Source organism: Alphaproteobacteria bacterium, from assembly GCA_015231795.1.
Lineage (GTDB): Bacteria > Pseudomonadota > Alphaproteobacteria > Rhodospirillales > WMHbin7 > WMHbin7.
Genome location: JADGAX010000007.1, coordinates 148,746 through 161,834 on the forward strand (window position 1 = coordinate 148,746; position 13,089 = coordinate 161,834).

The window sequence follows — 13,089 nt, forward strand, 5'->3', positions numbered from 1 at the left end:
CGTCAGGGCTGCGACGGCAAACTCGCCGTTACTCGCAATCCGCCTTCTTTGCGGTTGGCAAGCGTGATGTCGCCGCCATGGCCGCGCAGCACGCTGCGCGCCAAGCTCAGGCCCAAGCCGACGCCGCCAGTTTCCTTCGAGCGCGATCCTTCGACGCGAAAGAAGGGGGCGAAAACTTGTTCATGCAGCTCTTGTGGGATGCCCGGTCCTTCATCCTCGATCACGATGTCGAAATGTCCTGGTGATTGAGCGAGCGTGATCGCTGCCAAGCCTCCATATTTCAAGGCATTGTCGATCAGGTTCGACATGGCGCGCTTCAACGCCATGGGGGCGGCTTGCACTTTCGCTTCTGAAAGTCCCTGGAAGGTGACGTTTTGCCCGGCCTCGGCGGATTCAGAGGCTAAGGTTTTCAGCATGGCCGCCAGATCGACCGGCACGCGTTCTTCCGTTTTCGCTTCATCGCGAGCAAAGGCCAAGGTGGCGCCGATCATGGCTTCCATCTCGTCGAGATCGGCCAGCATCTTGGCGCGCATTTCCTCGTCTTCCACGAACTCGGCGCGCAGCCGCATGCGGGTAAGGGGGGTGCGCAGATCGTGCGAAATGGCGGCCAGCATGCGTGTGCGGTCGTCAACGAAGCGCCTTAGCCTTTCTTGCATGCGGTTGAAGGCGCCCGCCGCACGCCTGACCTCCAAGGGTCCGCTTTCGGGCAAGGGCGGGGCTGAAATGTCGGTGCCCAGCCGCTCGGCTGCATTGGCGAACAGGCGCAGCGGCAGCACGGCGCGCCTGACGGCCCAGGCGGCCAGAAGCAGCGTGACCAGGGTGGTGGCGGCGAAGCCCAGCAGGAAGCGGCCTCTCCACAGCGCATCCGGGGGAGCGGCGGCGGCCAGAACATTCAGCCAGCTTCCGTCCGACAGCTTCAGAGAGATCAGAAAGGATCGTTCATGCATAAAGCCTGGGCCGCCGCCTGGGCCGCGCATGCCTAGCCTTGGACCCTGTGTTCCCATATCCTCGAAACGCGCCGGTTGGACGCGCACTTCCATGGCGGGAGAGGCCAAACGGCGCAATTCGTTGGCAATGGCGTTGGAGACGCCGCGGTCGCGCTCGCGGGTCACCATGGGGTCTTTCGACCAGACGATCATCAAACCGTGGCGGCTCATCTTGCGAGACAGATTCTCGCGCTCAATGGGCGTCGCTTCCTCCATCGCCGAGGCTAGGCCCACGATCCGCTCGGCCGTCTGGCGTCCGCCCAGCGACGACAAGGCTTCGTCTCGATTGCCGGAATATAGCGCCAGCGCCGCCAGATGCGACGCCACCAGACCGATCGACAGCACGGCCAAAGCGCGCCCCAGGATGCTTTGCGGCCATAACTTGATCTTCATGCGCCGTTCCTTTCGACCTGGACCGAGAGCACGTAACCGCCGCCACGCACGGTCTTGATCAGCTCGGGCGACTTGTCGTTGCTTTCGATCTTTTTGCGGATGCGGCTGATTTGGATATCGACAGAACGGTCGAAGGGACCGGCCAGGCGTCCTCGCGTCAGGTCCAGCAATTGGTCGCGGGTCAAAACGCGCCCGGCATGTTCAACCAAGGCCTTCAGCAGATCGAACTCGCCGCCGGTCAAGTCGATATTCTGGCCGTCCGGGCCGGTCAGGCTTCTGGCCTGCGCATCCAGAACGAAACCCGCGAAGCGCCATGATTGGCTGTGCTGGCTAGGTTGAACCGCAGCCCGGGCGCGGCGCATCACCGCCTTGATGCGGGCCAACAGCTCGCGGGGATTGAAGGGCTTGGGCAGGTAATCGTCGGCCCCCATTTCAAGGCCGATGATGCGGTCTGTTTCCTCGCCCATCGCGGTCAGCATGACGATGGGAATGGAAGTTGTCTGCGCGTCGGCGCGCAACCGCCTGCAGATCGACAAACCGTCCTCGCCCGGCAGCATCAGGTCCAGAACGATCAGGCCGGGGCTTTTCAAGGATAGATGGCGGTTCAATTCCTGGCCGTCCCTGGCCGTCGCCACCTTCATCCCATGTTTGGTCAGGAAGCGCGCCAGCAGGTCGCGAATTTCGCGGTCATCGTCGACGATCAGAATTTCTGCATCCATCTCCATGACGCCGATGATAGCGCGCCTGCCTGGCTTCGGCCATGCGCCGTTACACTTCGTTACAAGAATGCGCCGCCACCGACATATCCGCGTTACAGGACGGGGCTATCTTGTCCTCATGTACGGTTTACCCCATCAACAGGAGCTTGCCATGAAACGCTTAACCAAAACCCTCTTGGCCACTGCGGCCATCCTTGCCGTTGCGGCGCTGCCTGTCATGGCGGCGGGTCCGGGCGGCGGCTTCGGCGCCGGCAAGGGCGATTGCCCCGGCTATGGCCAGCAGATCTCCGAGAAGTTGAAGCTGACCGCCCCCCAGAAGGCGGCCTACGAAGATTTTCTGAAAGTGGCGACGGCCCAGCGCGAGGAACATTGGAAGACCCGCCAAGCCATGGACCCGGCAGCCATTCAGTCCATGACGGTCGAACAGTTCCGCGCCCACCAGACCGATATGATGCAAAGCCGCATCGAATCGAAGACCAAGGTCTTCGAGGCGCGTCAGAAGTTCACGGCGACCTTGACCGCCGAGCAGAAGAAGCTGTTGGACGACAGTTTCGGCCCCGGCATGGGCAAGGGCAAGCGCGGCCCCCATGGTGGCGGCTGGATGATGTAATCGCTTAAAATTAAGCCGATGCCAAGTCTCCTCCTTGGCCGTCGGTGATGAAAGGCCCGGTTTCCGCCCCCCCGGAACCGGGCCTTATTTTGTCAGAAGAACGGGCAGGGCGGCTTTCAGGGCGGCAAAGGCCTTGCCGCTTGTGCGCGCCAGACGGATCAGGTCGGGCAGGGCGGCAGGTTTTCTTGCAAGCCCCATGAGAATAATGCCGATCCGCGTCTTGCCTTCCGGCGTCGTGGCGTCGGCGATGAAACCGGGAAGCGCCATGTCGGCAGTGTCGGCCACGGCGCGCAAGACCAGGAAAGGAACGCCCTTTGCTTTTGCCACGCGGGCCACGGCATGACTTTCCATATCGACCGCGACGGCGCCGGTGCGCGACCTGATTTGCGCCTTCTCATCAGGCGAAGCAAGCAGGACGTCCGATCCCGCCATCGGCAGGCAAATTGCGTTTAGAAAATGATGGCTGGCGTCGCAAGCGAAGCGCTGGCCGTCGGGTGCTACGATCTCGCTGGGGACCAGTAGTGTTCCCGCCGCCAAGGTTGGATCAAGGCCGCCCGCCAAACCGAAGCTGACCAATAGATCGCAGCCATGTTCCAGCAGCTTGATCGCCACCGCTTCGGCGCGTTTGGCGTCGGCGCCGGAGCAGAAAACGGGGTAGGGGGAAGGAATCAGCGCGGCTTCGCGTTCGACGCCGACAACGAAGCCGGGACGCTTACATCCCATAGGCCGTGCGGCGGCTATTGGCGCGCTTCAGGTTCTTGTAGCGGGCCAACGCCCACAGCGGGAAATAGGCGCTGTAGCCGTGATAACGCAGATAGAAGACCTTGGGGAAGCCCACGGCGGTATAGCGTTCCTCGTGCCATTTGCCATACATGTCGCGCGGCGTGTTCATCAGATAGGCGATGCCCTTGGCGACTTCGGGCGAATCGACTTCGCCAGCCGCCATCAGGCCTAGCAGCGCCCAGGCGGTTTGCGACGGCGTGCTTTCGTGGCACAGGGTCTTGCTTTCGTCCCAATAGCTGGCGCAATCCTCGCCCCAGCCGCCATCCTCGCGCTGGCGATTCTTCAGCCAATCGACGGCCCTGCGGATGTGTGGCGCGTTCATGTCCTCGCCAGCGGCATTGAAGGCGCACAAGGCCGACCAAGTGCCGTAGATGTAATTGGTGCCCCAGCGACCGAACCAGGAACCGTCGGTCTCCTGCTCGATCCTCATATATTCAAGGCCTGCCGCCACCTTGGGGTGATTGGCGTCGTAGCCCAATTGCGCCAGCAGGCTTAAGCAGCGCGCGCTAACATCCAGCGTCGGCGGATCAAGAAGTGCTCCATGGTCGGCGAAAGGAATGTGGTTCAGATGGTACTTTTCATTCTCGGCGTCGAAGGCGGCCCAGCCGCCATTGCCGCACTGCATGCCTTCAACCCACTCGGCGGCGCGTGAGACGGCTTCCCGGCTTTCGCTGGGCTGGGCGCGGTGCAAGGCCAGCGCCACCACGGCGGTGTCGTCGACGTCGGGGTAATAATCGTTGCGGTACTGGAAGGCCCAGCCGCCGGGGCGAAGCCCGGGACGCTGCCAGATCCAATCGCCCTCGACATCCAACACTTGGCGGTCCTTCAGCCAGTCCATCGCCTTGGCGATGGCGGGATGATCGCCCGGCAACCCGGCTTCCATCAGCGCGTGGGCGGCCAGACCCGTGTCCCAGACCGGCGAAACGCAGGGCTGGCAGTAAGCCGTATCGCCATGTTCAACCACCAACAGGTCGATCGATTTGCGGGCGATCTTGAAGTTGGGGTCGTCGCGGTCGTAACCCAGCGCATCCATCGCCATCACGCTGTTGGCCATGGCCGGGAAGATGGCGCCCAGGCCATCCTCGCCGTTCAAGCGCTCGAGCGTGAATTCCATGCACTTGTCGATCGACTTTTTCTCAAGGAATTTGGGGAAGAAAAATTCGACGGCGCGCAGAAACTTGTCGAGAACCAGAAAGAAATTGCCCAGGCGCGACCCGGTGGGATTGTTCTGCCAGTCGCGAATCTTTTCAGGATCGGCCAGGAACAGCTCGCGCACGCCGACGCCGCCCTTGTTGCGCGCCTTGGGCTTGATCGTGCAAAGCACGAACATGGGCACCATCACGGTGCGCGACCAGTAAGAAACCTTGGAAATATGGAAAGGAAACCATTCAGGCAACAAAATGGCCTCGGCCCTTGTCACAGGCACGGCCCGCCAAGGAACCTGTCCGAACAAGGCCAGCGCAAAGCGTGTGAACACGTTGGCTTTCTCGGCGCCGCCCAAGGCATGAATGCGTTCACGGGCCATTTTCATGTGTGGGGCGTCGATGTCGTCGCCAACCATCTTCAACGCGTAATAGCCCTTTACCGATGCCGATATGTTGGACGCACCCTTATGAAACAGGGGCCAGCCGCCGTCTTCGTTCTGGATGCTGCGCAGATAGCGGGCCAGCTTGGCCTCCAGCTCCGGCTGGGGCGTGTCCAGATAACGGTTGAGGAAGATGTATTCCGCCGGGATGGTAGCGTCGGCTTCAAGCTCGTAGACCCAGTGGCCGTCCGGCTTTTGGCGCTTCAAGATTCCCTCGGCCACCGTCTGCACGGTGCGTTCGACGGCGTCCAGCGACAAGCCATTGTCCTGGCGGTCAACGGCTGTCTCGAGGCTTTCGGGTGAAGTCCTTAGGGCAGTGACGGTCATGGCGCGTTGGAATCTCTCAATAACCCAATAATTCCCTGGGTATTTCGCACCGCAATATGTCGCTGATTCGCTATTCCGTCAAGGGGAGCGGTTGATAAATAGCGCTATCCCAGCTCTGTCCAGAGATCGAGATCTCCCATACTTCTGAAATCAGAGAAAACCCATCGTCGTTGAATGAGAGAAATGATCTGAAACATCAATGCTGTGTGATCGCCGAAAACCAATCGTTCAGCGACCTGCGACAGTTGTTGGGGCTGCGTGAGACTTGAGTTTAAAAAAACCCGGAGAGGTTTGGCCTCTCCGGGTGATGTCATTCTTCTGGGTGCTCGCTCAGAAGAAGACGGTTGAACCTTGATTTCTGTAGCGATCCTGGTGCGCGCACTTGGGTGGCGGGCATGCTGGGGCGGTGATTGTGCAAGACGACATTGCTTGAATAGCCCGCAAGGACCGAGGGGCGGTCTCTCAGGTCTTTCGCTGGGCTTGATTTCAGGCGAGGGAGGGCGGCGCCCTGGGAGAGGCCTTGCCGGGCGGCAAAGGCTGCGGGACGAATGCGGTGTCCGCTGGAGGAACAGCGGGTTCCCCAATCTGTCGCAAATGAGTGAGATAGGCGATGTTCTTCGGCTGCTGTCCGGCATGCAGCAAGGGCAGGCAGAAAACGCAATTCGCGCCGTCCTGCCTAGCAGGATTGGAAGAAGGCGCTGGTTGATTGTCGTCGCCCTGCGGCAGCGCCATGCCCTGGGCCGTACAGATGGCGGCCTGGGAAATATCCATATTCATGGGCGAAGAAAGAGCGCTTGCCAGGAGATTGAACATCAGCAGCGACAGGGCGAGAAAACCCGTCAAGCGCCGCCCAAGGCCATGCCGACTTGGCTGGCTACTGAAGGCGGGATAGATCGGCTGATGCTTATCCATAGCGCCATGCTAAGGAATTCATGGCTTATCGCGCAATGAAAAAATAGCGGAAAACCCCTTGATATTTGTCAATAATAGCTGCGAATTCAGCTGGTTGGCGGACCTGCCGACAACGCGCCATGCAGCGCCGCCCACAGCTTTTCCCCTTTGGAAATTTTCAAGGGGGCGGCAGGGTTGCTCCAACCCCGGTCGATCAGGCGCTCCAGAATCAATTTGTAGACGGCCATCATGGATAGCGCAGGACGCAAAGGCCTGGAATCAGTGCTTGCCATCAGGGCGGCTGCTTGGGTGAAATGGTTCTTGGCTTCCGTGGACAGAATCAGGCACACGGCCTGCAAATGCGGATGCGCCAATACGCCAGCCGGATCTCGTTCCTGGATGCGGCATTTGGCCAGCACGTTGCTGGGCAGATACAGGCGGCCCAGTTCGGCATCTTCCGCCAGATCGCGCAGGATGTTGGTGATCTGTAGCGCCTTCCCCAGGCTGTTGGCCAGGGAATCGGCGATTTTGACGGGCGCTCCCATGACGCGGTTTGACAATCTGCCCACAGCGCAGGCCACGCGATCGATATACTGGTCGAATATCTCGCGCGAGGGCGCTTGAATGGGGTCTCCGGCATCCATCTCCATGCCGTCGATGATGGCTTCGAAATCGACCTGACGCAGGGCATAGCGGCGGATGGGTGCTCGCAGCGCTCGCAGCAAGGGCATGTCCTCGGGCAGATCCTTGTCTTCGAAAGCAAGCTGAATGCCGTGGCGCCAGCGGGCCAATTCCTGGCGCTTGGTCTCGGGCGCATCCTGGGAATCGGCGATGTCATCGACGGCCCGGCAAAAGGCGTAGATGGCGAACATGGCCTGACGGCGCTCCTCGGGCAGCGTGCGCATGGCCCAATAGAAGGACGTTCCCGCCTTTTCGACGATCTCGGCGGCCATTTGCAGCGAAGCGCGGTCGCTATCGGGGTCGGCGAACCCGCCGCTATGGCTGCGGCCCTTCCAGGCCGATCCGCGCCGAAGGCCCGAATCAACGGTCATCAGGGCATACAACAATCCCGACAGCGGCAAGGTAAGCGCCCAGGGAATCGCGGGTTTCAAGCCGTACATGGACAAGGTGGGCAAATAGGCGATGGTCATGCACAGCCATCCCAGCGTTCCCGACAAGGTCAGGAAACCGTTGCCGCTGATGATGCCCAACGCCAGAGCGACCGGCGGCGCCATGTAGAGCAGCAGCATTCCGGCCACCGCTCCGGCCAGCAGAAGCCAGGAATGGCGAAGCTGCACGAAGGCGGTGCGGGCCACCATCGACCAGATGCTGGCAAGCGAAGGATATGGGCGCAGACTTTTCGATTCGTCGCTCTGGGCCAGCCCCAGCCAGATCGGTCCCTGCGGCTTTAAAATAGATGCCAGGGCGCAATCGTCGATGATGCGATCACGTATGGCTTGAATGCCGCCGGCCGATTCCAAGGATTCCTTGCGCACCAACATGCAGCCCCCGGCGGCGGCGGCGGTGCTGGAAAGCGGGTTGTTGACGTCGGCGAAGGGATACAGTTTTTGGAAAAAGAAAACGAAGGCCGGGATCAGCAGGCGCTCCCAAATGCCGGTGCAATTGAGTCTGGCCATCAACGAGACCAGACTGGCATTGCGATCCTCGGCCTGGGCGGCAAGGCGGGACAAGGTGGACGGGCCGTGCGCAATGTCGGCATCCGTCAGCCAGTAATAGACCGTTGTGGGCGCCAGTTCCCTGGCTTTGTCGACGCCTTGGGAAACGGCCCACATTTTCCCTGCCCAGCCTTTGGGCAGATCGCGGCCTTGCACGACGTGCAGTCTGGGGTCGTCTAGCGTTTGCGCCAGTTGGGCCGTGGCGTCGGCGCTGTGATCGTCGACCAGGATGACGTGGGAAAGTCCGGCGTAGTCCTGGGCCAGAATCGAGCCAATGGATTGGAGAATGGTCGCCGCCTCGTCGCGCGCCGGAACGATGGCGACGATTTGCGGCGGATTGCGGCCCGGAAAGCGGCTAAGCGAGGGTAAGGCCTGATCGGCGCGCCAAAAACCGTGGCGGCCCATCAGCAGCCCAAGCCAGACGGCCAGCGCGATCAGGGCCGGCACCAGAAACAGCGTCACGATTGCTCCCCAATGTGATGACATTCTTCTGAGACGTTTCTATCACGTCCGGAAATTGTGTGACAGGTCTTTGATTGGCCTTTGTTTCAGAAAAGCAAAGCCTTATGATTGGCTCTTGGCGAAGTGAGAGGTCTGCGTTGTCACTGGCGGAAACCATGAAAAGGGCCGATCCGGCCCATGCGATCGAGATCGCCGACCGGGTGTGGTGGGTCGGACATTACCTTCCCGGCGATGCTTTCCAGTGCCATGTCTATCTGCTTGAACACGGCGATCAATCGGTTTTGTTCGATCCCGGTTCGATGCTGACCTATGAACATACGCTGGCCAAGATCGCCGAAGTCACGGATTTTTCCAATATCCGCTGGTTCGTTTGTCATCACCAAGACCCCGACATCACCTCGGCCATGCCCAAAATCGACGCGCTGATCACGCGCGACGACGCCAGACTGGTTTCGCATTGGCGCGGCCAGGCCTTGATCAAGCATTACGGACTGAAGCTGCCATTCTGGATGCCCGAAGAACATGACTGGAAGCTCGATCTGGGCGGCAGGAAACTGAAATTCCTGTTCACGCCCTATGCGCATTTTCCGGGCGCTTTCGTTACCTTCGACGAACAAACGGGGGCGCTGTTTTCCAGCGACATCTTCGGGGGCTTCACCGAAGGATTCTCGCTGGTGGCCGAAAGCATGGATTATTTCGAAAGTCTGAAACCTTTCCACGAGCACTACATCCCCAGCCGCGACGTGTTGCTGCATTCCTTGACGCGCATCGAAAAGCTCGATCTGAAGATGATCTGTCCACAGCATGGCTCGATCATTCCCGATCATTTGGTGCGGCCCATCATTGAGCAGCTAAAGACCCTCGATTGCGGATTGTATCTGCTGGCCAAGGAAGACACCGACATTCATCGCCTGTCGCGCCTGAACCAGATGTTGTCCGACATCACCAAGACGATGACCGTTTACCGCGAATTCCAGGATGTGGCGCGCGCCCTGCTTGAAGTGGCGCAGAGATTCGTTCCCGCCAGACTGATCGAATTCTTCGCCCGTTCGCAGGGTCATGACGACAAGGTGCTGCATCTGGGGCCTGAAACCCGCTACAAGGGAAATCTGACCGATCCGCCGCTGCTGGCCGCCATGACGCTGGGTAAGGACGCCAAAAGCTGGGGGCGGCGCCACAAATGGAACTTCACGCTGGTGGGACCCGAAGACGCCGGGCGGCGCATGCATGCCTTGGCCGTTCCCTTGTTCTCGCCGGAAAAGGGCACCATCGAAGCCTTGGCCCTGATCCATCTGGACAAGCGCATCGCCATCAATTCCGAAGTCGTCGAGATGATCCAGCAATTGAACATTCCGTTGCAGGTGGCGGTCGAGCGCGAAACCATTTACAGAACCCTCGATCTGGAGCGCAAACAGTTCTATGAACGCTCGATCCGCGACGCCCTGACCGGCCTTTACACGCGCTTTTACATGCAAGATATGGTCGAGCGCCTGTTCGCCATCCATGATCGCGACAAGGGGGCGGGCGTATCGGTGGCGATGGTCGATATCGACCATTTCAAGTCGGTCAATGACACCTACGGCCACAATCAGGGCGATATCGTCTTGAAGCAGGTTGCCGCAGTCCTGACCGAAACCAGCCGACATGGCGATCTGCCGGTGCGCTTGGGCGGCGAGGAGTTTGCGGTCTTCGTGGCTGGCCGTTCCGCCAGCGAGATCGGAGCCTTTGCCGAACGGTTGCGCGAGGCGGTCGAGGGGCTGGAGTTCGGCCCTCCGATGGAGGGACGCAAGGTGACGGCCAGCGTGGGCGTGGCCGAGCGTCGCCAAAAGGAAAGCCTGATCGATTTCCTGGGCCGGGCTGACGCGGCGCTTTATCGCGCCAAGCAAAGCGGGCGCAATCAGGTGTGCTGCTTGCTGGCGCAGCCCTCGGAACCCAACATCAATTGACTGGCTTTAGATATCTTCTGACCGGAACCGGGTGATCGGGCAATTCGCGCCCCGCCATGCGGATAACCCCGGATCCTGACTGTTTGGCGCGGTACATGGCCTGATCCGCCTGCTCCACCAGACGCGCCGCGTCCTCGGCGTCGCTGGGATACAAGCCAACGCCGATGCTGCATCCCACTTGGCATATATGGCCCTTGACCTGGATATCCTCCTTGACCCGTTCGATCAGGATGGTCGCCACCGAAAGCGCGTCATGGTCATGCTCGACGCCCGGCAGCAGCACCACGAATTCGTCGCCGCCGAAACGCGCCACGGTATCGGCCTCCCGCAAGGCGTCTTGCAATCTCTTGGCGATTTCGCATAACAGGATGTCGCCCGCCTCATGGCCCAATTCGTCATTGACCGGCTTGAACTTGTCCAGGTCGATGAAGAGAACGGCGGCTTTCTGCCCCGTACGTTTGGCGGTGGCCATGGCAACCTCCAGCCGGTCCATGAACAAAGCGCGGTTGGGCAAGCCGGTCAGGGGATCGTGATGGGCCAGTTTCAGCAGGGCCTGCTCTTCCAACTTGCGGTCGGTGATGTCGGCGAAAATCTCGATATAGTTTTGCAGCCGCCCCCGGTGGTCCGTGATGCGCCCGATGGTGACGAAGGCCGGAAAGGCCTCGCCGCCCTTGCGCCGGTTCCAGATTTCGCCTTGCCATTGCCCCTGATCGTCTACCTGCTTCCAGATCGCCTCCTCGCGTTCCGTCTCTTCCTGATGCGCCCTTAATGACCGCTCGCCTAGGCCTGTCAACTCGCCGGGCAGATAGCCGGTAATGTTGGAAGCGGATTGGTTGGCCGACAGGATATGCCGCTTGGGATCAAGGATCAGCACGGCGTCGTGCGTGACTTCCATGACCTTGGCGGCTTGCTTCAGACGTTCGTCGGAACGAATGCGCGCCACCCGCATCGCAGCATAGCTGAGCGAAAGCACGGCGATCAGCAGCAGGGCGAAACCATAGGCGGCGTGCAGTTCGAAATTGCGCTGGACAAGGCTGGCCAGCCGATCTTCCGGAATGTGCGATATCAGCCGCCATACGTAATTGGCTCCAGAAATGCCACCTGTGGAAATCACGGCGTTGCCTTGATCCTTGTCGCCAAGAAAGGACGGCTGCAAGAGTGCGGAGCTGTACAGCCCCTGACTGGTGCTGACCTGAACCTGCCCCGCTTTCATCCTGTCCCAGGCCTGCTTGTGCAGGTTGCTGAAACGTTTGCCGCCCTCCAGTTGAAAGCCCCATTCCTCATCCGGGCGCGGGCTGAGCAGCCAAAAGCCGTCGCCATTCACCAGCATCAACTCGCCTTGGATGCCAAAAGAAGCCTCGCGCAGTTTGTTCAGGAGATTTTGGGCCAGATAATTGACGACCAGCACCGCCCTGCGGTTGCCCTGGCGGTCGAAAACGGGGGTCGCCAAACGGATCGTGGGTTTTAAGGGGCGTTCGATCTCGCCATTCTCGACATTCAAGTCCATGGGCGAAAGGAACACCTTGCCGCGGGCCAGATTGACGCTTTCCTGGAAGTAATAGCGCTGGGATTTGTCCTGCAGTTCCATCGCCGGGACGACATGCGGCTGGCCGAAGCCGAAATTAACCCGAACCAACTCCTTGCCTTCCATGGACAGCAGGCGAATCTGGTCGTACAGGCGCTTGGTGCGGGCCACCAGCAGGAAGTGGTTGTTCAACTCGCCAAGCGTCGCCACAGAGGGGCGTTCCAACCAGTCGAACAGCGCTTGATCGCTGGTCAGAAGGGTAATGTCGGTGGCGGTTTCATTTAGTAAGGCCTGGGTTGCGTTTCTGGCCGATTCGATGCGAATCGCCTCGCTTCTGTAAAGCGCCGTCAGGTTGTTGGATCGTTCAACCCATGAATAGACGACAAGGAAAACGATAAGGGAAAGGGAAAAGGGGAGGAAGGCCGCTAAAAAATGGTGCAGCAATTCTGAGATATAAGGCCGCAATTCCTGAAGCCTGATCATGCCGACCCCCTACCAGGCCCCCACCCAAGTCTTGTAGGAGATTACACCTTCACTTAATCCGAGTGAAAGTTAAATATTCTTCCTTAAAGATATTTTTGCCTTCATCTTTAAAAGGGGAATTCAACCTCTTATCTAAGCGGCTCGGTTCAGAATTCGGCTCATCCGCCGCTGGCGGCGGGCCAGCATGTCGGCATGTCTTTCGCTGGCGCGATGCTCTTCGGCCAGTGCCCTTAGCCGAGCCAGCATTTTTTGTTCCTTGACGGCCAGCACGCGCTCTTGCACCAGCCCGGCTTCGCCCAGGATCAGTCCCAGAATCAGAATCGGCCAGCCCGGCGATATTTCAAGCCACAGGCCGCCCACCGGCGCGGTTGCGCCCAGATGGTTTAGCAGCCCGCCGATGGTCAGACCCTGGTCCAGGTTTGGCAGGATCAGGCTGGCGGCGCTGACACCCAGCAGGGCGAGGCCGGTCAACAACAGGGGTGGGGAGAGGGCGATCAAACGCACGGCACACCTCGAGAAAAGAAGGACGCGGGGAATTTTCCAGCGTGTAAGCCGAGTATGACCTTTCTTCGAATTCCTTCAGTGACGAAGCGCACAGGACCTGCCCAATTGATATATAACTTTCATTATGCAAGGACATTTCCTGGATGCATTGCAAACCTTGCCGTGTCATAGTTTGCCCACATTCATCCGCCCGCAGAGG

General features: G+C 60.0%; 10 protein-coding genes. 2 read left to right on the forward strand and 8 right to left on the reverse strand.

Annotated features, from left to right (window positions below):
- Window positions 1-2: 2 nt before the first annotated feature.
- Both HQL44_14410 and HQL44_14415 read right to left on the reverse strand, forming a co-directional pair.
- Window positions 3-1,379: a HAMP domain-containing protein gene (locus tag HQL44_14410; GenBank protein ID MBF0269775.1), complete on the reverse strand. Its 1,377-nt coding sequence runs from the start codon at window positions 1,377-1,379 to the stop codon at window positions 3-5.
- On the reverse strand, window positions 1,376-2,104 hold the full coding sequence (locus tag HQL44_14415) for a response regulator (protein MBF0269776.1): 729 nt from the start codon (window positions 2,102-2,104) through the stop codon (window positions 1,376-1,378). Before HQL44_14415 ends, HQL44_14410 begins: the two co-directional genes overlap by 4 nt.
- A 145-nt stretch (window positions 2,105-2,249) precedes the next feature.
- Between HQL44_14415 and HQL44_14420 the strand changes: the two genes are divergently transcribed.
- On the forward strand, window positions 2,250-2,708 hold the full coding sequence (locus tag HQL44_14420) for a Spy/CpxP family protein refolding chaperone (GenBank protein ID MBF0269777.1): 459 nt from the start codon (window positions 2,250-2,252) through the stop codon (window positions 2,706-2,708).
- An 84-nt stretch (window positions 2,709-2,792) separates the two neighbouring features.
- Here HQL44_14420 and HQL44_14425 read toward each other — a convergent pair whose 3' ends face one another.
- The 4 genes from HQL44_14425 to hpnD form a co-directional block, all read right to left on the reverse strand.
- A complete protein-coding gene (locus HQL44_14425; protein ID MBF0269778.1) occupies window positions 2,793-3,431 on the reverse strand; it encodes a phosphorylase in 639 nt (212 codons plus the stop codon).
- Complete coding sequence (shc, locus tag HQL44_14430) at window positions 3,421-5,403, reverse strand: squalene--hopene cyclase (GenBank protein MBF0269779.1); 1,983 nt, start codon at window positions 5,401-5,403, stop codon at window positions 3,421-3,423. Before shc ends, HQL44_14425 begins: the two co-directional genes overlap by 11 nt.
- A 486-nt stretch (window positions 5,404-5,889) precedes the next feature.
- Window positions 5,890-6,315, reverse strand: a complete 426-nt coding sequence (locus tag HQL44_14435; protein MBF0269780.1) for a DUF2946 family protein — start codon at window positions 6,313-6,315, stop codon at window positions 5,890-5,892.
- Between the two features lie 86 nt (window positions 6,316-6,401).
- Window positions 6,402-8,456, reverse strand: a complete 2,055-nt coding sequence (gene hpnD, locus HQL44_14440; protein ID MBF0269781.1) for a presqualene diphosphate synthase HpnD — start codon at window positions 8,454-8,456, stop codon at window positions 6,402-6,404.
- Window positions 8,457-8,587: 131 nt separating this feature from the next.
- Between hpnD and HQL44_14445 the strand changes: the two genes are divergently transcribed.
- Window positions 8,588-10,378 (forward strand): diguanylate cyclase, encoded by a 1,791-nt coding sequence (locus tag HQL44_14445; GenBank protein ID MBF0269782.1) that lies wholly within the window; start codon window positions 8,588-8,590, stop codon window positions 10,376-10,378.
- Here the strand turns inward: HQL44_14445 and HQL44_14450 are convergent.
- Entirely contained in the window at window positions 10,371-12,386 is a 2,016-nt protein-coding gene (locus tag HQL44_14450) for a diguanylate cyclase (GenBank protein MBF0269783.1), read from the reverse strand. The two genes, HQL44_14445 and HQL44_14450, sit on opposite strands and share 8 nt — an antisense overlap.
- Before the next feature lie 132 nt (window positions 12,387-12,518).
- The gene (locus HQL44_14455; GenBank protein ID MBF0269784.1) at window positions 12,519-12,890 is read right to left on the reverse strand and encodes a hypothetical protein; all 372 of its coding nucleotides are present in this window, start codon (window positions 12,888-12,890) and stop codon (window positions 12,519-12,521) included.
- Between the last annotated feature and the right edge of the window lie 199 nt (window positions 12,891-13,089).

Excerpts from the sequence above, each read along its gene's own strand:
- HQL44_14410 (MBF0269775.1), bottom strand. The coding sequence starts at position 1,379 with ATGAAGATCAAGTTATGGCCGCAAAGCATCCTGGGGCGCGCTTTGGCC.
- HQL44_14415 (MBF0269776.1), bottom strand. The coding sequence starts at position 2,104 with ATGGAGATGGATGCAGAAATTCTGATCGTCGACGATGACCGCGAAATT.
- HQL44_14420 (MBF0269777.1), top strand. The coding sequence starts at position 2,250 with ATGAAACGCTTAACCAAAACCCTCTTGGCCACTGCGGCCATCCTTGCC.
- HQL44_14425 (MBF0269778.1), bottom strand. The coding sequence starts at position 3,431 with ATGGGATGTAAGCGTCCCGGCTTCGTTGTCGGCGTCGAACGCGAAGCC.
- shc (MBF0269779.1), bottom strand. The coding sequence starts at position 5,403 with ATGACCGTCACTGCCCTAAGGACTTCACCCGAAAGCCTCGAGACAGCC.
- HQL44_14435 (MBF0269780.1), bottom strand. The coding sequence starts at position 6,315 with ATGGATAAGCATCAGCCGATCTATCCCGCCTTCAGTAGCCAGCCAAGT.
- hpnD (MBF0269781.1), bottom strand. The coding sequence starts at position 8,456 with ATGTCATCACATTGGGGAGCAATCGTGACGCTGTTTCTGGTGCCGGCC.
- HQL44_14445 (MBF0269782.1), top strand. The coding sequence starts at position 8,588 with ATGAAAAGGGCCGATCCGGCCCATGCGATCGAGATCGCCGACCGGGTG.
- HQL44_14450 (MBF0269783.1), bottom strand. The coding sequence starts at position 12,386 with ATGATCAGGCTTCAGGAATTGCGGCCTTATATCTCAGAATTGCTGCAC.